Genomic DNA, 21,791 nt, shown 5'->3' on the forward strand with positions numbered 1-21,791 from the left:
AACTATACCGGCCATACTATACCGGTATTAGAATCGTGGTCATGGTCGGGTCGCCGCGCACTCCCGCGGCAGTCGAACGAGGTCAGCGCCTCGGCGCCCTCCCGCATCGGGCCAGGGGAAGCGGTCCGCGAGGCGAGGGCTACGGGCGTGCGGCGGCCCTCTCTTGCGCGTGGGCGCGCAGGAGGAGTCCGATCCAGCTGCGGTACGGGCGCCAGGCGGCGGCGACCGCGGTGAGCCGGGCGGTGTCGGCCGCTGCTGCGTCGAGGCCGTACGCGGTGGCCATGGCCTGGTGCAGGCGGGGTTCATGCGCGGGGAAGACGTCGGGGTGGCCGGCTCCGCGGATCAGTACGAGCTCGGCGGAGAACGGCCCGATCCCCGGTAGCTCCTTCAGGTCGGTCAGCGCGAACTCGGCTGGCAATGAACGAAGTTGAGTGGCGATCAGGCGCCCGTCAAGGGCCGCGTCGGCGAGGGTGCGCAGTCGCTCGGTCTTGATGTCGGTCAGTCCCGCGAAACGGTCGAGGCGGCGCAGCGCCGACGGGGCGGGGAAGGCGTGGAGCCGGCGGCCGGCGACCTCCACGGCCTGGCCGTGCTCCTCGGCCAGGCGGGCCTTGATGCGGGCGGCCTGGTCCATGCGGATGCGGTTGCCGATGATCGTCCAGGCGGCGGCCTCGTACGGCGAGTAGAACAGTACGGGCCGCAGGCCGGGGTACTCGGCCTGGAGCCCGGCGACCACAGGGTCGGCGTCGCCGAGGCCGGGGAAGCCGGTGGCGTCGACGTCGAGGGAGAGGATGCGGGCGATCTGGGCCCGCGCCGCCTCGGCGGCCGGGGCGCCGTCGACGGGCCGGACCGCTCGCCCGTCGACGTGGAGGCTGTACTCGGCGTGCACCGTGGCGGGGGCCCCGCCTGCCGCCGCCTCGGCCCCGTCCGCCGCCTCCTCCTGCCGCACGGCGCACCCGATGACGGCTTCGCCGTCATCCGATGGGAAGGCCATCCGCAGCACTCCGTCAGGAGAGCCGTCGTAGGAGGCGGGAGTGAAGGCCTCCAGGAACCGGATGGCGGCGGCCAGCGAGAACGGCCCGGCGGGGGTGAAGGAGGCGGCGGTCACGGTCAGCCCGCCTGGTGCACGGTCAGGACGTAGCCCTCGGGGCCGGCGAAGGAGAACATCGGGCCGAACGGGCTCTCGGTGATCGGGGTGAGGATCTCGATCCCGTTCGCGGTGAGCTGGTCGTGAAAGGCCTGGGTGTCGGGGGTGGCGAACCACAGGGCGACGCCGAGGCCGGGGCGCCCGGAGTCCAGGTCGGTGCCGGGCAGCGGTTCGCGTACGGCCATCGGGGTCGGCTTGGTGTCGAAGACGACCGCGTGGGGCGGCGAGTAGGGGGCGCGGCGCAGGCCGAGGTTCTTCTCGCAGAACTCCGCGGCCGCCTCCAGGTCGCGTACCTGCAAGGCGATGAAGTCGGGGCCATCGATGCTGACGGTCATGGGGGCTCTCCTCGGGGTGGGGCTGTGGACGCCGGGACTCGGAGTACCAGGGCTTGGCTGCCGGGGCCGGGGTGCTGGGTCTCGGGTGCCGATTCTTGGGCGCCGGTCTCGATGCCCTGGTGTTTCGATGTCAGGACTTTGACATACTCGAAGCTAAACCCGACCCCCGGAGATGTCAAAATATGGACATGCAGGAGAGCTCGCAGGCAGAATCGCCCCACCCGGCCGCAGACGTACTCGATCACGTGGGATACCGCCTCAAACGCGCACACGCCGCCCTGCGCGCCGCCATGGATGTGGTGCTGCGCGAGCACGGGCTGACCGTTCCGCAGTACGCCTGCCTGGAAGTCCTCGCCGCCCGGCCGGGCATGTCCAACGCCGAACTCGCCCGCGCCACCTTCGTGACCCGCCAGTCCATGAACGTCGTCCTGCGCGGCCTCCAGGACGGCGGGCTGCTCACCCGCCCCTCCACCGTCGACCACGGCCGCGCCCGCCCCGCCACCCTCACCGGCGAGGGGCGCCGCCGTCTGGACGCCGCACAGGTCGCCGTCTACGCCATTGAGGCCCGCATGGTCCAGGCGGTCCCGGAGGGTCGACTGGCCGCGCTTCTCGATGACTTCGACCGCATCGCGCAGGCGCTGACGGACTGAACGGGCTGAATGGACTGAACGAACTGAGCGGGCTGAACGAACCGATCGGACTGGGCGAGCTGAACAGGCCGATCGGGCCGAGGGGCTGAACGGGCCGATCGGGCCTACAGGTTGAGTGAGCTGGCGCGTTGGGCGATTCGGCGGGTTGAACGGGCCGGCGGGCCGGCCGGACTCGCGGTCGCGGATTTCACCGGATGGTTTCAACAAACTGTTGACGATGCGATTTCGAGGGCGTTAGCTATGCCCAGCCCGCCGTCCCCGGCACCGCCGACGCGCGAGCAGGACCAGCGAAACCCTCAGATCGCAGCCACGGAGGCCCACGTGAGGCCGAGCACAGATCCGGACCTCGCCCAGTTCAACGCAGCCGACGACAACGCGGCCCACGCCGTGCTCCACGAGGTCTGCGCCAGCGAGGAGTGGTGCGCCACGCTCCTCGCGCGGCGCCCGTACCCCGACTCCGAAACCCTCTCCGGCGCCAGCGACGACGCCACCGCCCGGCTCGGCCCGGCGGAGCTGGCCGCGGCGGTGGCCGGGCACCCGCCGCTCGGACGCCCTTCCGCCGGGGACGCCGTGTCCGCCCACGAGCAGCTGGGTATGACCGAGGCGTCCGCGCAGGTCAGAGCCGAGACGATCGAACTCGACCGGGCCTACCGGCGACGGTTCGGACACGTCTTCCTGATCTGCGCCACCGGCCTGTCCGGCGAGCAGTTGCGTGACGCGGTACGGGCCCGGATCGGCAACACGCCCGAGCGGGAGAACGAGATCGTGCGGACCGAACTGGCCAGAATCAACCGCGTCCGGCTGACCCGCCTCGTCACCGAAGGAGCCCTGCGGCCATGAGCACCGGCACCCCCGCCGCCACCGCGTCGGTGTCCACCCACATCCTGGACACCACTGCCGGACGCCCCGCGCGGGGTGTCCCCGTCACGCTCTCGGTGCGTACCGGGGGTGCCGGCCAGTGGCGGGACCACGGCGCGTCCCGGACCGACGCCGACGGGCGCTGCCGGGACCTGCCGGCCCTCCCGGAGTCAATTACTCACGCCCGGCTGGTATTTGAGACCGCGGACTACTTCGAGTCCGGAGACCGATCCGAGTCCGGGGTCTTCTTCCCCGAAGTGGCGGTCGCCTTCGCCGTCGCGCCGGGCGCGCACTACCACGTACCGCTGCTGCTCAACCCGTTCGGCTACTCCGTATACCGAGGGAGCTAGCACCAATATGACAGTCCATTCCCGGCCGGCCCCCGCCGCCGTCGTCCTCGGTCAGAACCAGTACGGCAAGGCCGAGTGTCACGTCGTCAGGATCACGCGGGACGGCGCCACTCACCACATCAAGGATCTCAGTGTCTCCGTCGCCCTCTCCGGCGACTTGGAGGACGTCCACCTCTCCGGCTCCAACGCCAACTGCCTGCCCACCGACACGACCAAGAACACCGTGTACGCCTTCGCGAAGAAGCACGGCATCGAATCCGCAGAACACTTCGCCATTCTGTTGGCCCGTCACTTCGTCACCAGCCAGGGGCCGATCAAGCGGGCGCGCATTCGCATCGAGGAATACGCCTGGGAGCGGATCGCCGGCAGGACCGGGAGGACGGGGAGGACGGGCGAGGCCGAGGGAGACGGCGGGCCCGAGGGGGGCAGCGGAACCGGGGGAGCGGGCGGGCATTCGTTCGTCCGCCGGGGGCAGGAGACCCGCCTCGTCCAGGTCACCTTCGACGGTGAGCGCTGGCAGGTCGTCTCCGGCCTCAAGGACCTGGTCGTGCTGAACTCCACCGACTCGGAGTTCTGGGGCTACATCAAGGATGCGTACACGACGCTTGAGGAGGCGTACGACCGTGTCCTCGCCACCGAGGTGTCCGCCCGCTGGCGGTTCGGCTGGGACGGCGAACCGCACCGGGAACCCGACTGGGAGCGCTCGTATCAACGGGTCAGGACGGACATGCTCCAGGCGTTCGCCGAGACGTACAGCCGCTCGCTCCAGCAGACCCTCTACGAGATGGGCACGCGCGTCATCTCCGGCGGCGACGAGATCGACGAGGTGCGGTTCTCGCTCCCGAACAAGCATCACTTCCTCGTGGACCTGGAGCCGTTCGGGCTGGAGAACGACACCGCCGACGCGGCCGTCTACCACGCGGCCGACCGCCCGTACGGCCTCATAGAGGCCACCGTCCTGCGCGAGGGCGTCGAGCCCGGCATCCCTCCGGAGCTGACGAACCTTTAGGCGCCGGGCCCGCGGCACTCCCCACCGAAAGGACGAGGACGCACCATGGCAGCATCGGCATCCCCCGGCGCCGTATCGCGCACGGTCATCGAGAACTGCGCCATCGCGACCGTCGACGCCGACGGCACCGAGTACACGAGCGGCCACGTCGTCATCGCCGGAGACCGGATCGAATCCCTGGGCGCGGGCCGGGCCCCGGAAGAGCTCGCGAACGTCGTCCGGCGCGTCGACGGTACGGGCCACCTGCTCACTCCGGGCCTGGTCAACACTCACCACCACTTCTACCAGTGGCTGACCCGCGGTCTCGCCACGGAGCACCGCCTCTTCGACTGGCTGGTCGCGCTCTACCCCATCTGGGCACGGATCGACGAGCCCATGGTGCACGCGGCGGCCCGCGGCTCGCTCGCCATGATGGCGCGCGGCGGGGTCACCACCGCCGCCGATCACCACTACATCTTCCCCAGCGGCTCCGGCGACCTGGTGGGCGCCGAACTGTCGGCCGCCGCCGAACTGGGCGTCCGCTTCACCCTCGCCCGCGGCTCCATGGACCTCGGCGCCTCCGACGGCGGGCTGCCGCCGGACTTCGCCGTCGAGTCCACCGACGACGCGCTCGCCGCGACCGAGAAGGCGATCGACGAGCACCACGACCCCTCCTTCGGCTCGATGACGCATATTGCCGCGGCCCCCTGCTCTCCGTTCTCCGTCACCCCTCAACTGATGCGAGAAAGCGCTGAGTTGGCGCGTCGCAAGGGGGTGCGGCTGCATACGCACGGCTCGGAGACCGCGCAGGAGGACCAGTTCTGCCGCGAGCGGTTCGGCATGGGGCCGACCGACTACTTCGAATCGACGGGCTGGCTCGGCGAGGACGTATGGATGGCCCACTGCATCCACATGAACGACGCGGACATCGCCGCCTTCGCCCGTACGGGCACCGGGGTCGGGCACTGCCCGTCCTCCAACGCCCGTGTCGCCGCGGGCATCGCCCGCGTCCCCGCCATGCTGGCGGCCGGCGTCCCAGTCGGCCTCGGCGTGGACGGCACGGCCTCCAACGAATCCGGGGAACTGCACACCGAACTGCGCAACGCGCTGCTCATCAACCGCCTCGGAGCCGACGACCCGTCAGCACTGACGGCACGTCAAGTGCTGCGGCTGGCAACGCAGGGCGGCGCGCGGGTGCTGGGTCGGGGCGCCGAACTCGGCTCCGTCGAACCCGGCAAACTCGCCGACCTGGTGCTGTGGAAGCTCGACGGCATCGGCCACTCCACCATCGCCGACCCCGTCGCCGCCCTCGTGCTGGGCGCGGCGGCACCTGTGACGCTCTCCCTGGTGGGTGGGCGGGCGGTCGTCGAGGACAACCGGCTGACGACCGTCGACGAGGCCGCCGTCGCACGGGCCGCGCGGGACGAGTCCCGCCGGCTGGCGGCGCTCGCTGCGTCGGCCTGACGCCTCAGCCCTCTCCCCTCACCGCCGCTTCGACGCCACCCGAGTCCCGGCCGAGGGGGACGGCCCTCGGCCGGGCTCGCGGGCCACGGGATTCCGCCGGGGCCCGCGAGTACCGGGCCGGGGCGCGAGCGCAGCACCGCGCCCCGGCCCGGACCTGCCGGTACGCGGGGGCGGGTTCGTACGCGGCGGGGCGGCCCGTCCGTATGGGCAGGCCGGCCACGTACGTCCGCGGGCCGGGCCCGTAAGCGCTCCACCCCGTCCCGCCCGTACGCGCGTCACCGCACCCCGTCCGTACGCGCTCGATCCCACCCCGCCCGTACGCGCTCCACCACCGCACCTGTACCGCGCACCCTCCGTACCGCCTCCCTGAAACCGTGCCATCGGCGGCACGACAAGCGACAGGAGGAACCGCCGTGACGTCAGCGCCCAGGTTCAGCAAGGGCGGCAGCACCGCCCGACCACCGCGACGGCTGCGGGAACGCCTACGGCGACGCACCGGGGCCGCGGCGCCCCACCCCGTGGACCGGATGCTTCCGCCCGGCCGGCTGCTCGCCGGCGGACTGCAACACGTCGCCGCGAGCTACGCGGGGGTGGTCGCGCCGCCGCTGGTGCTCGGCGCGGCCGTCGGCCTCTCGGCGCGCGACCTCACGTTCCTGGTGGGTGCGGCCCTGTTCACCGCGGGCATCGCCACGCTCCTGCAGACCCTCGGGTTCTGGCGGGTCGGCGCGCGGATGCCGTTCGTCAACGGCGTCTCCTTCGCGGGCGTCGCCCCGATGATCGCGATCGTCGACGCCCAGGGCGGCGACCGTACGCGCGCCCTGCCCGTCATCTTCGGCGGCGTGATCGTCGCCGGGGCGCTGGGCTTCGTCCTGGCCCCTTACTTCTGCCGGCTCGTACGCTTCTTCCCGCCCATCGTCAGCGGCACGGTGATCACTCTCATCGGGATCACGCTGCTGCCGGTCTCGTTCGGCTGGATACAGGGCGGCCACCCGGAGCGGCCCACGTCGCTGACCAACCTCGCGCTGGCGGCGGCGACGCTGGTCATCGTGCTGGCGCTGCGGCGCGTACTGCGCGGCTTCCTCCAGCAGATCGCCATACTGCTGGGCCTGGCGGCAGGCACGTTGATCGCGATACCCGCCGGGGCCGTCGACTTCACCGCGACGCGCCAGGCGGCCCTCGTCGGCTTCCCGACGCCGTTCCACTTCGGCGGCCCCGAGTTCCAGCTCTCCGCGATCATTTCGATGTGCGTCCTCATGCTGGTCTGCATGACGGAGTCCACGGCGGACATGCTGGCCCTCGGCGTGATCGTCGGCCGCCCGGCGGACGAGCGGACCATCGCCGCGGGGCTGCGCGCGGACACCCTGTCCTCCGCGGTCAGCCCGTTCTTCAACGGCTTCGCCAACAGCGCCTTCGCGCAGAACATCGGGCTGGTTGCGATCACCAGGGTGCGCAGCAGGTTCACCGTGGCCGCCTGCGGCGGCATGCTCGTCGTGCTGGGGCTGAGCCCGGTCTTCGCCTCGCTGATCGCCGTCGTGCCGCAGCCGGTGCTGGGCGGCGCGGGCATCGTGCTGTTCGGCTCCGTCGCGGCCGGCGGCGTCAATGTGCTGCTCGGGGCGGGTCTGGAGAAGGCCGACAACCTGCTGATCGCCGCCACGTCGCTCGGCATGGGCCTGATCCCGGTGATCTCCAGGACGTTCTACGACAACGCGGCCATTCCCGAGAGCCTGAAGATCATCCTGGACTCCGGGGTCAGCGCCGGCTGCCTCACCGCCGTCGTGCTCAACCTCGTCTTCAACCACCTCGGCAAGCGACGAGGGGCGGCGTCGGTGGAGGGGGATTCGCGTGAGGCGGAGGCGGATTCACGTGAGGGGGAGGGGGCGGAGGAGGGCGAGGGGACTGCGGAACCGTCGGTCCCGGTGGCGCGCTGAGGCCGCTCGTACGGTCCGGGGCCGGGGGGCCGGGGCCCGGGTCCGGGACGAGTCAGCCGGTCAGCCAAGTCGCAAGACATCGGATGTGTGCCCCTTAAACCACCCACCGATGAACGGAATTCGCCCCACACTCCCCGTTGACATCCCACCTTTAGCGGCCCTAAGTTCCGTACGCGGCCGGCCGGCCCTCCTGCACGCCCACCGCCCAGTCCAGGAGCCGCCATGCGTACGACGCCCACCAGACCCCGCCATCGACCCGAGCGGAAGTCGCGGAGAGTACGTGTGCTCGCGCCGCTGCTCGCCGCCGCTCTGCTGGCCATCGTGCTGCCGGCCGCCACGGCAGCCGCCCGGCCGGCTCACCCCACCGCCCCCGCGCCGCAGCGGCCGACCGCCGGGCCGGGCGTCGGGCCCGGCACCAACTTCGCGGCGGACGACCCTTTCACCGCCGACCGCACCAGTTGGTGGCGGCAGGACCGGTTCGGGATGTTCATCCACTTCGGCGCGTACTCCAACCTGGAGGGCGAGTACCGGCGGCCGGACGGGACCGTCTGCCGCGACGCAGAGTGGATCAAGCGGCAGTGCGACATCCCGATGAACGCGTACGAGAAGCAGGCGAGCACCTTCGACCCCGCCGGCTTCGACGCCAAGGCCATCGTCAAGGCCGCCAAGGACGCGGGCCAGCGCTACATCGTCATCACCGCCAAGCACCACGAGGGCTACGCGATGTGGCCCACCAAGGTGAACACGTGGAACCTGCGCGACCACTCCGCCTTCGACAAGCGCCGCGACATCCTGCGCGAGCTGAAGACCGCCGCCGACCGGGCCGGCATCAAGCTCGGCTTCTACTACTCGATCTGGGACTGGCACGACCCCGACTTCGCCGACCCGGCCACCTTCCCCAAGTACCGGGAACGGATGTACGCGCAGCTCAAGGAGTTGGTCAAGGGATACGACCCGGCGCTCCTCTGGTTCGACGGCGAGTGGGACACCGACAACCCGCACAACCCCTGGACCGCCCGCGACGGCGAGTCCCTGGAGTCGTACCTGCGCGGCCTCGACCCGAAGCTCGTCATCAACAACCGGGTCGGCAAGCGCCGCGTGACCGACGGCGACTACGGCACCCCCGAGCAGGAGATCCCCGCCGCGCCCGTGGACGGCCAGCTGTGGGAGAGCTGCATGACGCTCAACGGGCACTGGGGATTCGCCAAGTACGACCAGGACTGGAAGTCGTCCGCGACCATCACCCGCAACCTCCTCGCCACCGCGAGCCGCAGCGGCAACTACCTGCTCAACGTCGGCCCCGACAAGCACGGCCGGATTCCGCGCCCCTCCCTCGACCGGCTGCACGACGTCGGCCAGTGGCTGCGCACCGCCGGGCAGGGCAGGGCGGTGTACGGGGCCGGGTACGCCGGCCTCGTCGAGGAACCGTCCTGGGGCGCGGTCAGCCGCTCCCGCTCCGGTGCGGGCGACAAGCTCTACGCCTCCGTCACCGACTGGCCCGCCGCCGGGAAGCCACTGCACCTCACCGCGCGGTCCCCGTTCCAGGTGACCGGGGCGCGGGTGCTGGGAAGCCGACAACACGTCAAGGTGACTGCTAAGGGGGACGGTTACGACATCACGCCGTCCGGCCGGCCGACCAACCCGTCCGCCACCGTCATCGAACTGACCGTCAGAACACCCCGCCCCGCGCCGCGCGGCCACGGCAGCGGACTGCGCGCCGACATCTTCGCCAATGACACACTCAGCGGCCCGCCCGCGCTGACCCGCACCGACCGCACCATCAACTACTCCTGGAAATTCAGCGGTTCACCCGCACCGAGCATCCCCGCCGACCACTTCTCCACCCGCTGGACCGGCTTCATCCAGCCGCGCTTCAGCGACACCTACACGTTCACCACCGTCTCCGACGACACCGCCCGCCTCTGGATCGACGGCCGCCTCGTCATCGACAACACCAAGCCGCACGACGCCGCCGTCGACAAAGCATCCGTAGCACTGCGCGCCGGCCACAAGTACGCCATCCGCGTCGAACACACCGAGCAGACGGGCGAGGCCACCATGAAACTGCTGTGGTCCAGCCCCAACCAGCCCCAGGAAATCGTCCCCGCCGCACAGCTCTACCGACGCTGACCGCCGCCTCCTCGGCCACGTGAGCCCGGCATCTCCAGATGGGAATGCCGGGTTTTCCGGCGGAGGCCGTGGGCGTTCGCGTTCCCTTTGAGCGGCCGGGTGCGCGGGCGAGTCGATGCCATGCCATCCGCAGCCCCCGGATATTCACAGGCGAATAAGGAGTCGAATCAGGAGTCGAATAAGGACTCGCGCGGATAGACCGCGAACACTGGGACGCCGCCGCGGCTCGGCCCGCTCAGCGTTCATCGGCCTCCACGCGGCCAGGAGTACCCTCCACAAGAATGAACCAGGGCACCCATCCCGAAGAGCCGCCGGCCGAGGTCCTGGACGACGTGGCCAGAGTGGTCGGGGCGGAAATCACTCTTCTCCGTCGCCTCCCCGGAGGCGTCAATGGGGGTGCCATGCGCGTCCAGTTGGCCGACAGGGCAAATGCAGTGCTCAAAGCAGTGCCCCGGGCACACTGCGACCACCTGGACGAGACGTTGCGAGCTCAGAGAGTGGTCGAGCACATGCGCAGGCGCGGCTATCCCACCCCGGCCTGGCTCGGAGTGGGGGCCACAGCCGCTCATGTATGGCATCTGATGGACTTCGTCGACGCGGCTCCCGCGCCAGAGCTGACCCCGTCCCTCGTTGAGCAGCTGATGGAAATCATCGAACTCCAGGCCGGCCAAGCCTCCGAGCCCTACGACCACTGGTCGTACGCCTGGCTGGTCGCCACCGGTCAGGAATCGGCTGCCGCCGGGCTGGATTTCCACGAGACGCCGGAGCAGTCGGCTCTCCGCCAGTCCGTGGCCAGGCTCTCGGGGTATTCCTCCACGGTGTCGGCCTTGGTCGAGCGTCTGCGGCTCGTGTGTGCCGACGTCCCACCACCGCAAAAGGCACCTGACATGGTCCATGCCGATCTCTCAACCCCCGGCAATATCCTGGTCCGCGACGGAGCGGTGGTGGCGGTCGTGGATATCGGGAACGCGGGCAGCGGCACGCGGGCGACTGATCTCGCCACCCTCGTGTGGTACACCTTCCGGGATCCGCTGCTGGACGGTGTCCGAAGGCGGCTGTGGACGAGGATTCTCGACCTGGTCGGCTGGGAGGGGGCGGCGGTGCTCGCGGCGGCGCAGATCCTCCACATGCTTGAGATCCCCATCCGTCACGGGCGCCACGATGCCGTACCAGGGGCGGTCAAGCGCGGCCATCGCGCCCTCGACGAGCTGAACGCGCTTCGCTGACCGTCGCCGGTGGAGACGGTGTGGGTCCTAAAGTGATTCAGTTGCTATTGGAGGGTGGGGTATGGACATAGACATAAAAACGCACCAGGTGCGCCGGGGAGGGGAGTGGCTCAGTCCGCTGCCGATCCTGGCTGGGGCCCATGGGCGATACTCGAATTGGTACTGATGGCTAATTCGACTTCCTCCACGTCCGGCCGCACCGGGGAGAGGCGTCCGAGCACGCCCGGCGCTCTGATCGCCGCACTGTGGGTACCGTTCGCGACCATTGCCGGAGTGATCACCTCGTGGCAGGTGCAGAGTATCGACAGCGACTGGGTCGACCTGCAACAGGCAGCATGCCGGCACATGCCTTTCCCGAAGATGGAACATGTCGCCGCGTGGGGCGGGCCGGTCCTCGGGATTTCGGCAGTCGTTGTCTACGTGCTGCTCGCCAGGCGGATTCGTCGGCAGCACGGGTCCCGACTGGCGGAGACGAAACTGGGACTCGTCGCTCATATCGGTGCGTGGCCCGGTGTACTGACGATTCCGCTGGAGCTCTTCCTGCTGTACGCCACGTACTCGCCCGTCGACGCGGGCCCGATCCTGGGCGACTGCGGGTAGAGATCCGCATCCAGCTTCTCGAAATCAGGTCTTCGTATGCGGCCCGCCCGTGCAACTGACCGCGTCAGGACAGTAGTTCGTACGCCGGCAGGGTGAGGAACTCCGCGTACTCCTCGTCCAGGGCGACCGTCAGCAGCAAGTCGTGGGCCTGCTGCCAGCGCCCGGCGGCGAAGACTTCCGGGCCGATCTCGGTGCGGATCGCGGTCAGTTCGGCGGCGGCGACTTCGCGGGTCAGTTCGGCGGTGGCCCGTACGGTCCGGCCGTCGTGGTCGAACTCCACTCCTGCGTTGATCCATTGCCAGATCTGGGAGCGGGAGATCTCGGCGGTGGCGGCGTCCTCCATGAGGTTGAAGATGGTCACGGCGCCGTGGCCGCGCAGCCACGCCTCGATGTAGCGGATGCCGACCTGGACGGCGTTGCGCAGTCCCTCGAAGGTCGGCGCGGCGTTCAGGGAGTCGACGGCGATGAGTTCGGCGGCGGTGACGTGGACGTCCTCGCGCAGTCGCCGCTTCTGGTGGGGGGCGTCGCCGAGGACCGCGTCGAAGCAGGCGCGGGCGACGGGGACGAGGTCGGGGTGGGCGACCCAGGAGCCGTCGAAGCCGTCGCGCGCCTCGCGGTCCTTGTCGGCCCTGACCTTCTCGAAGGCGACCCGGTTGACCTCTTCGTCGCGGCGCGAGGGGATGAACGCCGCCATGCCGCCGATCGCGTGCGCGCCGCGCTTGTGGCACGTACGCACCAGCAGCTCCGTGTACGCGCGCATGAACGGCGCGGTCATCGTCACCGCGTTGCGGTCCGGCAGGACGAACTTGGCCCCGCCGTCGCGGAAGTTCTTGACGATCGAGAACAGATAGTCCCAGCGGCCCGCGTTGAGCCCGGAGGCGTGGTCCCGCAGCTCGTAGAGGATCTCCTCCATCTCGTACGCGGCGGTGATGGTCTCGATCAGGACGGTGGCGCGGACGGTGCCCTGCGGGATGCCCAGGAAGTCCTGCGCGAAGACGAACACGTCGTTCCACAACCGGGCTTCGAGGTGCGACTCGGTCTTGGGGAGGTAGAAGTACGGCCCCTTGCCGAGATCGATCAGGCGCTGGGCGTTGCGGAAGAAGTAGAGGCCGAAGTCGACCAGGGCGCCGGGCACGGGTTCGCCGTCCACCGTGAGGTGACGTTCCGTCAAGTGCCAGCCGCGCGGCCGGACCACGACGGTCGCCAGTTCCTCGGCGGGCCGCAGCGCGTACGACTTGCCCTGCGGGCCGGTGAAGTCGATGCGCCGCTCGTAGGCGTCGATCAGATTGAGCTGGCCGAGTACGACGTTCTCCCACGTCGGGGCGGTGGCGTCCTCGAAGTCGGCGAGCCAGACGCGGGCGCCCGAATTCAGCGCGTTGACGGTCATCTTGCGGTCGGTCGGCCCGGTGATCTCCACTCGCCGGTCCTCCAGCGCGGCCGGGGCCGGGGCGACGCGCCAGCTGTCGTCCGCGCGGATGTGCGCGGTCTCCGGCAGGAAGTCCAGGGCGCTGGTACGGGCGATCTCCGCGCGGCGCGCGGCGCGCCGGGCGAGCAGCTCGGCGCGGCGCGGGGAGAACCGGCGGTGCAGTTCGGCGAGGAACGCGAGGGCCGCGTCGGTCAGCACCTCCTCCTGGCGCGGCAGCGGCTCGGCGCGGACGGCGGCCGACGGGGACGGCGCTGGTGCGGACATGAGCTGTCACTCCTTCGGCGGGCGGCGCCCGACGGCCGCCGGGCCACGGCCTCGCGGCACGGGGTGCCGCGATGTTCCGTGGCGCGGCCGAGGGCGCTTTCCGGGGGCGTCACTGCTGATCAGTGGAGAATAGTTTCCTCATGGTGGAAGTTCAATGGTTTGTTGATGACGTGCCGCATTCCGTGCCATCAGATCCCCGCCGCGATCGCCGGCGCAGGCCCGCCCGCCCTCCGCTCACTCCAGCAACGCGAGATCCTCCGGCGTATCGATGTCGTCCGGGGCGGCGATGTCCGCGCACTCGACGAGGGCGATCTCCTCGGCGTGGGCCCGCAGATACGCGCGCGCCCCCTGGTCGCCCGTCGCGCTCGCCGCGACCTCCGGCCAGCGCTCCGCGCCGAACAGCACCGGATGGCCCCGCCGGCCGTCATACGAGGCGGCCACCAGGTCCGCCCCGGCCCGGTGCGCCGCGAGCACCCGCGCCACCGCCGCGGCCCCCATCGCCGGCTGGTCCACCAGCATCACCAGCACCGCCGACGCCCCGCACCCCTCCAGCGAACGGAGCCCGGCGCGCAGCGACGTCCCCATGCCCTGCTCCCAGTCGGGGTTGACCAGCGGCTCGTGGCCGGTCAGCGCTGCCAGATCGGTACGGGCCCGTACGCGCTCGGCAGCCGCGCCCAGCACCACCCGCACCGGCGCGCAGCCGCCGGTCAGCAGCTCCCGCGCCGCCCGCTCCACCAGGGGCCTCCCGCGGTGCTCCAGCAGTGCCTTCGGCCGCCCACCGAGCCTGCGCCCGCCGCCTGCCGCCAGGAGCAGCCCGGCCACGGGCGCTCGCTCTTCCTCAGTCGTACGTGCCATGGCCCCTGCATACCGCACACGGGGCCCGTACGCTCGTACGCCCGTACGGACCCGCTTCTTGTGCGGATGCCTCCGGCGCCCGGCCCGACGGCTTCGCGCCGAAGTCCGGCCGCGGTGATCACACTCCGTGGGATCGGCAGTCACCGTCCGGCGTTGTGCGGCATACGGGATGCCGGAGGCAAGTCATGGCCTTCGCTTTACTCTCGGAAGGTCCTTCTGCGGTCTGATTTTCGCTCAGAGTGTGGCGTGTCGCACGCAAAGTGGCGTTAACTGATCCGCAGTCACGAGAGCGCCCCGATCAACTCGCGGGGCGCGCAGGGGAGTCGACGAGCACGAAGGGGAGGACTGTGCCGGTAAGTCAGCAGACGGGGCAGGGCGTGCCCTCGGGCGCCGTGCGGGTGGAGGGCGCCGTAGTCGTGGAGCAGAGGCGGAGGGCCGGTTCCGGTGCGGACCCGAGGGTGAGCGGGCTGGGGGTAGCCGTATCCCGGCTGCGCCGTGAACTCGCCGTGCACCCGGCCGAGTTGTCCGACCGGGCCGTAGCCGAGGACGAACTGGCCGTGCTGGCCGCGATGGCCCGCGCAGGCGAGCTGGAACAGCCGCGGCTGCACCGCTCCCTGCTCCTGGTGGCAGGGGCCCTGGGTTCGGTGAGCGCCTTGGCCCCGGCCCTGCGGGAGGTCCGGGACGCGGTGGACCTGTGCGGCCGGCGGACGACCGGCCCGCACCCGGGCGGCTGACGCCGCCGTTCCGCCATCATCACTGCTGCGACGTGCCGCTCCCCGGCCCCGGCCGCTCGCGCGGGGCGGGTTGGGAAGCGGCACGTCGCCGAATCTGGCCGGAATGCCCCCCGTCAGGCGGGATGGGGTCGACTCCCGGACGTAGCACTGGTGGTGACGGTCCGTTGGTCGTGTCGTACCGGGCGGTCAGGTCAGGCTTGGCCTATAGGGGCCTGTGAAAGCCCGTCAGCCCGGTTCCGTAGTCGTCAGTTCCGTCGCGAGCTGGCTCGCGACCTCCTGTAGCAGCGGCACGATCGTCTCCGTGGCGGCGTCCGTGACGCGGCCCGCCGGGCCCGAGATCGAGATGGCCGTGGCGGTGGGGGAGCCGGGCACGGGGACCGCCAGGCAGCGGACGCCGATCTCCTGCTCGTTGTCGTCGACCGCGTAGCCGGTCTCGCGGACCCGGACGAGCGCCTCCAGGAAGCCCTCGGGTGTGGTGATCGTCTTCTCGGTCGCGGCCGGCATGCCCGTACGGGCGAGCAGGGCGCGCACCTCGTCGTCGGAGGCGTGCGCGAGCAGCGCCTTGCCGACGCCGGTGGAGTGCGGCAGCACCCGCCGCCCGACCTCGGTGAACATCCGCATCGAGTGCTTCGACGGCACCTGCGCCACGTACACGACCTCGTCCCCGTCGAGCAGCGCCATGTTGGCGGTCTCGCCGGTGCCCTCCACCAGCCGCGCCAGGTACGGGCGGGCCCAGGTGCCGAGCAGCCGGGACGCGCTCTCGCCGAGCCGGATCAGGCGCGGGCCGAGGGCGTAGCGGCGGTTGGGCTGCTGGCGCACGTAGCCGCAGGCGACCAGCGTGCGCATCAGCCGGTGGATCGTCGGCAGCGGCAGGCCGCTGCTGGTGGCCAGTTCGCTCAGCCCGACCTCGCCGCCGGCGTCGGCCATCCGCTCCAGCAGATCGAAGGCGCGCTCCAGCGACTGCACGCCTCCGGTGGGCGCGGTTTTGGGCTCGGCGGACGAGGGCACGAGACGGGTCCTTCCGGGACGGGTGACAGCAGCCTACCGGGCCGAAGCGATCTCCGTACCGGCCGTGCGGCAGCCGTCGCGGCACCCGTCGTGGCCGGTCAGAGCCCCTGTGGCCGCCGGGGTCTTGACGGGTTCGGGCGCGGATTGGAGACTGCGCCCCAAGCCGACGCCTTCAACAGAACGTTGAAGGCGGTCGTGTCGGAGAGAGCGACGGGGGCGGGGAGAGCGACGGGGGCAGGGAGAGAGCGCTAGACAGACAGGACACAGGACAGGGGACCGATGCCCGAAACGGAACTGCTGCTGCGCTCGAAGCGCGTCGTCACACCCGAGGGAACGCGCGCCGCGGCCGTCGCCGTCGCCGACGGCCACATCACGGACGTACTGCCCTACGACACCGCCGCCCCGCCCCGAGCCCGTACCGAGGACCTCGGCGACGCCGCCCTCCTCCCTGGCCTCGTCGACACCCATGTGCATGTGAACGACCCCGGCCGCACCGAGTGGGAGGGGTTTCGCACCGCCACCCGCGCCGCCGCCGCGGGTGGCGTCACCACCCTCATTGACATGCCCCTCAACAGCCTCCCGCCCACCACCAGCCCCGATCACCTGCTGATCAAACAGCGGGCCGCGGCGGGCGCGGTCCACATCGACGTCGGTTTCTGGGGCGGCGCGATCCCCGGCAACACCGGCGCGCTGCGCCCCCTGCACGACGCGGGCGTCTTCGGCTTCAAGTGCTTCCTCTCACCCTCCGGCGTCGACGAGTTCCCCGCGCTCGACCAGCGCGAGCTCGCCACCGCCATGGAAGAGATCACGGGCTTCGGCGGGCTGCTCATCGTGCACGCCGAAGCCCCCGACCGGCTGGAGAGCGCACCCCGGCGCACCGGCCGCCGCTACGCCGACTTCCTCGCCTCCCGGCCGCGCGCCGCCGAGAACGACGCCGTCACCACCCTCATCGCGCTCGCCGCCCGACTGGGCGCCCGGGTGCACGTACTGCACCTCTCCTCCAGCGACGCGCTGCCCCTGATCGCCGAGGCGAAGCGCGCCGGAGTCCGGCTGACCGCCGAGACCTGCCCGCACTTCCTGACCCTCGCGGCGGAGGAAGTGCCGGACGGGGCAACGGAGTTCAAGTGCTGCCCGCCCATCCGTGAAGCGGCCAACCAGGACGCGCTGTGGGCCGGGCTCGCCGATGGCACGATCGACTGCGTCGTCTCCGACCACTCGCCCTGCACCCCGGAGCTCAAACACCCCGACACCGGCGACTTCGACACCGCCTGGGGCGGCATCTCCTCCCTCCAGCTCGGCCTGCCCGCCGTCTGGACCGCGGCCCGGCGGCGCGGCCACACCCTGGACGACGTCGCGCGCTGGATGTCCACGGCCCCGGCCCGACTGGCCGGGCTGGACAGGAAGGGCGCCATCGCGGCGGGCCGCGACGCCGACTTCGCGGTCCTCGCCCCCGAGGACGCCTTCACCGTCGACCCCGCCGCGCTCCACCACCGCAACCGGATCACCGCCTACGCCGGACGGACCCTGCACGGCGTCGTACGGTCCACCTGGCTGCGCGGCCACAAGATCGCCGACGGCGGAGCGCCCACCGCGCCCACCGGCCGGCTCCTCGAAAGGACGCGGCACGCATGAGCACCGGCATCCCCCACTACACCGGCGACGCGGCGCCCTACGGCGGCGGCGACCCCTACGCCGACTACCGCACCGCCGCGTTCCCCTTCACCCAACTGCCCAACCTGGCCGACCGGTTGCTGGGCTCGGGGGTCGTCGCCGCCAACGACGAGTTCTTCGCCGAACGCGAGAACCTGCTGCGGCCCGAGACCCCGCGCTTCGACCCCCACCACTTCGGCCACAAGGGCAAGGTCATGGACGGCTGGGAGACCCGCCGCCGCCGCGGCCCGTCCGCCGAGACCCCGCACCCCGCGGACGAGGACCACGACTGGGCGCTCGTCCGGCTCGGCGCGCCCGGCGTCGTACGCGGCCTCGTGGTCGACACCGCCCACTTCCGCGGCAACTACCCCGGCGCCGTCAGCGTCGAGGGCACGGCCGTCGAAGGCGCGCCGTCGGCCGCCGAACTCCTCGCCGACGACGTGAAGTGGCACGTGCTCGTCCCCCGCACCCCGGTCGGCGGCCACGCCGCCAACGGCTTCGCCGTCGACGCCGGGCGGCGCCTCACCCACCTGCGCCTGCGCCAGTACCCCGACGGCGGCGTCGCCCGGCTGCGCGTACACGGCGAACCTGCCCCCGACCCCGGCTGGCTGACAGCCCTGGGCACCTTCGACACGGCCGCGCTGGAGAACGGCGGCCACGCCGAGGACGCCTCCGACCGCTTCTACTCCCCGCCGCTGAACTCCATCCGCCCCGGCCGCTCCCGCAAAATGGACGACGGCTGGGAGACGCGCCGCCGCCGCGACCAGGGCCACGACTGGGTGCGCTACCGCCTCACCGAACAGTGCCTGATCAAGGCCGTCGAGATCGACACGGCCTATCTCAAGGGCAACGCCGCGGGCTGGGCCGCCCTGTACGTGCTCGACGCCGCCACCGGCGCCGACCCCGCCGACCACACCGCCGGCTGGACCGAGATCCTGCCCCGCACCCGCCTCCAGCCCGACACCGCGCACCGCTTCCCGCTGCCGGCCGCCCCCGCCGCCACTCACCTGCGCATCGACATCTTCCCCGACGGCGGCATCGCCCGGCTGCGCGCCCACGGCTCCCTCACGGCCGACGGCGCCCGCCGCCTGGCCGCCCGCCACCGCGAACTCGGCGGCTGACCCGCCCGCACCGCACGCCGGGCGGTTCCGAGGCGGGCAGGGCGGCCTCGATCGCCGAACGACGGGACCGCCGAGCGACGGGATGGCGGGACGACGAGACCGCCAAGTAACGGGATGGCGGGATGAAGTGGCCACGGAACGGCCCGGCGGACAGAGAGGCGGCCAGGCACGCGGATGCGCAGATATGTGCATCCGTGCATACGACGCGGACTCGCCGGCCAGGCGTCACGCCCCCGCGAGCGTGTTCCAGAACATCAGCTCGTACTCCTGGAGGAGGCGGCCGTAGCGGTGCGCCAGCCGCTCCGTGACCCGGCCCGCGTCGAGCCCCGCCCGCACGGCGGACAGGCACTGCTCGGCGGCCTTCGGATCGGGCTCGGCGAAGAAGTCGAAGAAACCGCACGCCTCGGCCCCGAAGCCGTACTGCTCGCGCAGCGCCTCCCGCATGGTCGCGCAGTAGTCGCCCCATGCCGCGAAGTTCACGGCCAGCGCGATCACCACGTCCGCCGGTTCGGCGTGCAGCGCGAGCCATGCCGCGTATGCCGGATACGCCTGGCAGCCGGCCCGCGGCTCGTACGCCCGTACCGCCGCGTCATCCAGCCCGCAGGCGGCGATGAGCGACCCCAGCCGCTCCAGGGCCACGGTCTCGCCCTGAGCGAGGGCGTCGAAGAACGGCGACGTCGACGGCTCCGCCGCCGCCCGCAGCGCCAGCTGATGGAAGCTGCGCCGGTCGCTCGTGATGATGTGGTGCTGCTCCAGGGCGAAGGCGGCGATGGCCTCGCGCGGCGCCTTGCCCTCGGCGACCTGCGGCACGAAGCGGTTCGCGGCGGTGTCCGGGGCCAGCTCCCGTACCGCCCCCGCCACGATCTCCTCAGCTGTACGAGCCATCGCTCCGCCTCCCTGCGCCGTGGACGGCAACCGGCCCCCAGGCTCCCAGAAGCCACTGACAATCCTCAGCACACCGGACGGAAAAGCCGAAAGCCGTCGCGGCAGGGGAGTGAAATCGCCCCTGCCGCGACGGCCCGGCAGGAACCGTCAGCGCGCGCCGGCTCCCTTGAAGCGGCCCGCGTCGTACTCCGCGACGGCCTTGTCCACGAAGGCGTCGAGCACCTTGTCGCCGACGACCACCGGAATCCGCTTGCCGTTCAAGTCGACATAGACGAACGACTTGGCGGTCTTGACCTGCCCCGACAGCCGCTGCCGCAGCCGCTGTGCCGTCGCCCGGTCGCCGTCGCGCACCGCGTCGACCATGGCCAGCGCCGTACGGGCGGCCGTGCCCCACGCCTTCGTCGAGTCCAGCCACGGCCCGGCGTCGTCGATGAACCCGCGGTCCGCCAGCCGGGCGCGGAGCACGTCGGGCGCGGCCCGCAGCGCGCGCAGCGTCGCGTCCAGCCGCCGCACATCGCCGCTCTTCCAGAACTTTCCGAAGGCGGCGGCCAGCTCGGGCGACTGCTGCGGATTGAGCCGGGAGCCGTAGTTGGCGTCGGCGAAGGCCCGCAGCGCCCGTTCGGTGCGCGCGTCATCGCCGGCGAGCTCGCGCAGCGCGCCGTTCCACGAGGTGCGGGCGTCGTACGCCTGGTCGTTCCAGGCGAAGTCGGCGACCGTGTAGAGCCCGATCTTCGAGGCCGCGGGCTGGACCATCGGGTTGGCGGTGATCCCGGCGAGGTCCCCCGCCAGTCCCTTCTCGCGCCCGTTGAACGGACCGAGCAGCAGATGGTCCGAGACATAGTCGTTGACCGGGTAGTTGTCCCAGGTCAGGATCTGATGCCCGAACAGGCTTCGGGCGGTCTTCGCCTGCGCGCGGGTCATCGTCGGCGCGATCACCCCGACGCCGGTCCACTCGACCAGGACGTTCTGGTCGAGCTGGTCGGCGATCGCCTTCTTGTACGGGGACGGCTTGATGTCGTAGTACTCCGTCGGCACCATCTGCAGGGGCTGAGCCCCCTTGTGCGCGGCGATGAAGTCGTGGTTCACACGGTTGAGCAGCTGCGCCTGGGCCGCCCCGGCCGCGCCCCCGCCCGTACCGAACTTCTTCTCGTCGGCGTCGCAGTTCCACTTCGTGTAGCTGATGTCGTCGAGCGGCACGGCGAAGGTCCGCACCCCGATGTTCCACAGCGTCTCGAACTTGGCGGTCAGCGCCTTGGCGTCGGCGTCCGAGCTGTAGCAGACGGACAGCCCGGGGGAGAGGGCGTAGGTGAACTCCACATGGTCGGCGCGCGCCCGGTCCACCAGCTCCTTCAACTGGCCGAGCTGCGGCGCCGGGTAGGGGTCGCGCCACTTCGCGCGCAGATACGGGTCGTCCTTGGGCGAGTACGCGTAGATGTTCATCTTGTGCGCGGCGTCGAAGTCGAGCTGCTCCAGGCGGGCCTCGTGCGACCACGGGGTGCCGTAGAAGCCCTCGATGACCCCGCGCAGCGGCGTGGCCGGCCAGTCCCGGACCGTGACGCCACGGACGTGCGCGTACGGGTGTCGGGTGTGCGGGAGCAGCTGGCGCAGCGACTGCGCGGCGTAGTACGTGCCGGTGGCGTCGGCCCCGGCCAGCGCGATCCGGCCCTTGCCGATGACCAGCGCGTACCCCTCGGCGGGCAGCCCGGCCGTGCCGCGCGCCCCCAGGCCGCGCAGCGCCTTCGCCGCCGACGGACCGTCCACGTACACCGCCAGGCGCCCCGGGCGGGCGGCGGACCGTAGCTCGACGCGGTGCGCGCCGGCCTGTTCGAGGGCGCGCCGCACCAGCGCGACCGCGGCCGGATCGGCCTTCGGGCCGGTGACGAGGTCGACGGTGCGGGTGATCGTCACGCCGCCGTGGCGGGCGTGTACGGACTGGGGCGTAGGCGTGATCCCGGGCGCGGACGAGGCGGCCGGGCCGGCGGACGTGCTCCCGCCGCCGCGGTCGCCGCGGTCCGTCGCTCCGGCGGTACTGAGGGGCAGAGCTGCGAGGGAGAGAGCGAGGGCGGCGACCGCCGCCTGGCGCGTTCTGAGCATCCTGTGGTCCTCTCGGGTGAACGAGGTTTCCTGTGGCGCGTGCGCAGCAGACTCGGTGCATGATTCATCGACATCACACCG

At 71.5% G+C, this 21,791-nt stretch carries 19 protein-coding genes; 12 read left to right on the top strand and 7 right to left on the bottom strand.

Annotated features, from left to right (window positions below):
- Positions 1-139: 139 nt before the first annotated feature.
- Positions 140-1,105, bottom strand: coding sequence for a DNA-3-methyladenine glycosylase 2 family protein (locus tag AB0I22_RS09025; RefSeq protein WP_363130008.1), 966 nt, complete (start codon positions 1,103-1,105; stop codon positions 140-142).
- A gap of 2 nt (positions 1,106-1,107) precedes the next feature.
- The gene (locus tag AB0I22_RS09030; protein WP_363130009.1) at positions 1,108-1,479 is read right to left on the bottom strand and encodes a VOC family protein; all 372 of its coding nucleotides are present in this window, start codon (positions 1,477-1,479) and stop codon (positions 1,108-1,110) included.
- A 188-nt stretch (positions 1,480-1,667) separates the two neighbouring features.
- Between AB0I22_RS09030 and AB0I22_RS09035 the strand changes: the two genes are divergently transcribed.
- The 9 genes from AB0I22_RS09035 (at position 1,668) to AB0I22_RS09075 (ending at position 11,673) form a co-directional block, all read left to right on the top strand.
- Positions 1,668-2,129, top strand: a complete 462-nt coding sequence (locus AB0I22_RS09035; RefSeq protein ID WP_363130010.1) for a MarR family transcriptional regulator — start codon at positions 1,668-1,670, stop codon at positions 2,127-2,129.
- 321 nt (positions 2,130-2,450) lie between these two features.
- On the top strand, positions 2,451-2,969 hold the full coding sequence (uraD, locus tag AB0I22_RS09040) for a 2-oxo-4-hydroxy-4-carboxy-5-ureidoimidazoline decarboxylase (protein ID WP_363130011.1): 519 nt from the start codon (positions 2,451-2,453) through the stop codon (positions 2,967-2,969).
- Positions 2,966-3,337 carry a hydroxyisourate hydrolase gene (gene uraH / locus AB0I22_RS09045; protein WP_363130012.1) on the top strand — a complete coding sequence of 124 codons (372 nt, stop codon included), beginning with the start codon at positions 2,966-2,968 and terminating at the stop codon, positions 3,335-3,337. The genes uraD and uraH overlap by 4 nt, the downstream gene beginning before the upstream one ends.
- Positions 3,338-3,344: 7 nt before the next feature.
- Positions 3,345-4,346 (top strand): factor-independent urate hydroxylase, encoded by a 1,002-nt coding sequence (gene pucL, locus AB0I22_RS09050; RefSeq protein WP_363130013.1) that lies wholly within the window; start codon positions 3,345-3,347, stop codon positions 4,344-4,346.
- A gap of 45 nt (positions 4,347-4,391) precedes the next feature.
- Positions 4,392-5,789 (top strand): 8-oxoguanine deaminase, encoded by a 1,398-nt coding sequence (locus AB0I22_RS09055; RefSeq protein ID WP_363130014.1) that lies wholly within the window; start codon positions 4,392-4,394, stop codon positions 5,787-5,789.
- A gap of 527 nt (positions 5,790-6,316) precedes the next feature.
- Positions 6,317-7,717: a nucleobase:cation symporter-2 family protein gene (locus AB0I22_RS09060; protein ID WP_363130105.1), complete on the top strand. Its 1,401-nt coding sequence runs from the start codon at positions 6,317-6,319 to the stop codon at positions 7,715-7,717.
- Between the two features lie 222 nt (positions 7,718-7,939).
- Positions 7,940-9,847, top strand: a complete 1,908-nt coding sequence (locus tag AB0I22_RS09065; protein WP_363130015.1) for an alpha-L-fucosidase — start codon at positions 7,940-7,942, stop codon at positions 9,845-9,847.
- 281 nt (positions 9,848-10,128) lie between these two features.
- Positions 10,129-11,073 (top strand): phosphotransferase, encoded by a 945-nt coding sequence (locus AB0I22_RS09070; RefSeq protein WP_363130016.1) that lies wholly within the window; start codon positions 10,129-10,131, stop codon positions 11,071-11,073.
- A 273-nt stretch (positions 11,074-11,346) separates the two neighbouring features.
- The gene (locus AB0I22_RS09075) at positions 11,347-11,673 is read left to right on the top strand and encodes a hypothetical protein (RefSeq protein WP_363130017.1); all 327 of its coding nucleotides are present in this window, start codon (positions 11,347-11,349) and stop codon (positions 11,671-11,673) included.
- A gap of 64 nt (positions 11,674-11,737) precedes the next feature.
- Here the strand turns inward: AB0I22_RS09075 and aceB are convergent, their stop codons facing one another.
- Together aceB and AB0I22_RS09085 are read right to left on the bottom strand one after the other, a co-directional pair.
- Positions 11,738-13,363, bottom strand: coding sequence for a malate synthase A (gene aceB / locus AB0I22_RS09080; RefSeq protein WP_363130018.1), 1,626 nt, complete (start codon positions 13,361-13,363; stop codon positions 11,738-11,740).
- A 234-nt stretch (positions 13,364-13,597) separates the two neighbouring features.
- Entirely contained in the window at positions 13,598-14,218 is a 621-nt protein-coding gene (locus tag AB0I22_RS09085) for a nucleotidyltransferase family protein (RefSeq protein ID WP_363130020.1), read from the bottom strand.
- Between the two features lie 392 nt (positions 14,219-14,610).
- Here AB0I22_RS09085 and AB0I22_RS09090 point away from each other — a divergent pair, with 392 nt between their 5' ends.
- The gene (locus AB0I22_RS09090) at positions 14,611-14,952 is read left to right on the top strand and encodes a DUF5955 family protein (protein ID WP_363130106.1); all 342 of its coding nucleotides are present in this window, start codon (positions 14,611-14,613) and stop codon (positions 14,950-14,952) included.
- Positions 14,953-15,177: 225 nt separating this feature from the next.
- On the opposite strand, the gene AB0I22_RS09095 is transcribed toward AB0I22_RS09090, so the two are convergent.
- Complete coding sequence (locus AB0I22_RS09095; protein ID WP_363130021.1) at positions 15,178-15,960, bottom strand: IclR family transcriptional regulator; 783 nt, start codon at positions 15,958-15,960, stop codon at positions 15,178-15,180.
- A 279-nt stretch (positions 15,961-16,239) separates the two neighbouring features.
- Between AB0I22_RS09095 and allB the strand changes: the two genes are divergently transcribed.
- Positions 16,240-17,592 carry an allantoinase AllB gene (gene allB / locus AB0I22_RS09100; protein WP_363130022.1) on the top strand — a complete coding sequence of 451 codons (1,353 nt, stop codon included), beginning with the start codon at positions 16,240-16,242 and terminating at the stop codon, positions 17,590-17,592.
- A complete protein-coding gene (gene alc, locus AB0I22_RS09105; RefSeq protein WP_363130023.1) occupies positions 17,589-18,731 on the top strand; it encodes an allantoicase in 1,143 nt (380 codons plus the stop codon). The genes allB and alc overlap by 4 nt, the downstream gene beginning before the upstream one ends.
- 225 nt (positions 18,732-18,956) lie before the next feature.
- On the opposite strand, the gene AB0I22_RS09110 is transcribed toward alc, so the two are convergent.
- Complete coding sequence (locus AB0I22_RS09110) at positions 18,957-19,616, bottom strand: transcriptional regulator (RefSeq protein ID WP_363130024.1); 660 nt, start codon at positions 19,614-19,616, stop codon at positions 18,957-18,959.
- A gap of 147 nt (positions 19,617-19,763) precedes the next feature.
- On the bottom strand, positions 19,764-21,710 hold the full coding sequence (locus AB0I22_RS09115; protein ID WP_363130025.1) for a beta-N-acetylglucosaminidase domain-containing protein: 1,947 nt from the start codon (positions 21,708-21,710) through the stop codon (positions 19,764-19,766).
- Between the last annotated feature and the right edge of the window lie 81 nt (positions 21,711-21,791).

It is taken from the genome of Streptomyces sp. NPDC050610, from assembly GCF_040654875.1.
Classification (GTDB): Bacteria; Actinomycetota; Actinomycetes; order Streptomycetales; family Streptomycetaceae; genus Streptomyces.

What these genes read in the sequence shown, in the direction of transcription:
- aceB (WP_363130018.1), bottom strand. Translation starts at nt 13,363, where the DNA reads ATGTCCGCACCAGCGCCGTCCCCGTCGGCCGCCGTCCGCGCCGAGCCG.
- AB0I22_RS09085 (WP_363130020.1), bottom strand. Translation starts at nt 14,218, where the DNA reads ATGGCACGTACGACTGAGGAAGAGCGAGCGCCCGTGGCCGGGCTGCTC.
- alc (WP_363130023.1), top strand. Translation starts at nt 17,589, where the DNA reads ATGAGCACCGGCATCCCCCACTACACCGGCGACGCGGCGCCCTACGGC.
- uraH (WP_363130012.1), top strand. Translation starts at nt 2,966, where the DNA reads ATGAGCACCGGCACCCCCGCCGCCACCGCGTCGGTGTCCACCCACATC.
- AB0I22_RS09110 (WP_363130024.1), bottom strand. Translation starts at nt 19,616, where the DNA reads ATGGCTCGTACAGCTGAGGAGATCGTGGCGGGGGCGGTACGGGAGCTG.
- allB (WP_363130022.1), top strand. Translation starts at nt 16,240, where the DNA reads ATGCCCGAAACGGAACTGCTGCTGCGCTCGAAGCGCGTCGTCACACCC.
- AB0I22_RS09065 (WP_363130015.1), top strand. Translation starts at nt 7,940, where the DNA reads ATGCGTACGACGCCCACCAGACCCCGCCATCGACCCGAGCGGAAGTCG.
- AB0I22_RS09030 (WP_363130009.1), bottom strand. Translation starts at nt 1,479, where the DNA reads ATGACCGTCAGCATCGATGGCCCCGACTTCATCGCCTTGCAGGTACGC.
- pucL (WP_363130013.1), top strand. Translation starts at nt 3,345, where the DNA reads ATGACAGTCCATTCCCGGCCGGCCCCCGCCGCCGTCGTCCTCGGTCAG.
- AB0I22_RS09070 (WP_363130016.1), top strand. Translation starts at nt 10,129, where the DNA reads ATGAACCAGGGCACCCATCCCGAAGAGCCGCCGGCCGAGGTCCTGGAC.
- AB0I22_RS09055 (WP_363130014.1), top strand. Translation starts at nt 4,392, where the DNA reads ATGGCAGCATCGGCATCCCCCGGCGCCGTATCGCGCACGGTCATCGAG.
- AB0I22_RS09035 (WP_363130010.1), top strand. Translation starts at nt 1,668, where the DNA reads ATGCAGGAGAGCTCGCAGGCAGAATCGCCCCACCCGGCCGCAGACGTA.
- AB0I22_RS09115 (WP_363130025.1), bottom strand. Translation starts at nt 21,710, where the DNA reads ATGCTCAGAACGCGCCAGGCGGCGGTCGCCGCCCTCGCTCTCTCCCTC.
- AB0I22_RS09060 (WP_363130105.1), top strand. Translation starts at nt 6,317, where the DNA reads ATGCTTCCGCCCGGCCGGCTGCTCGCCGGCGGACTGCAACACGTCGCC.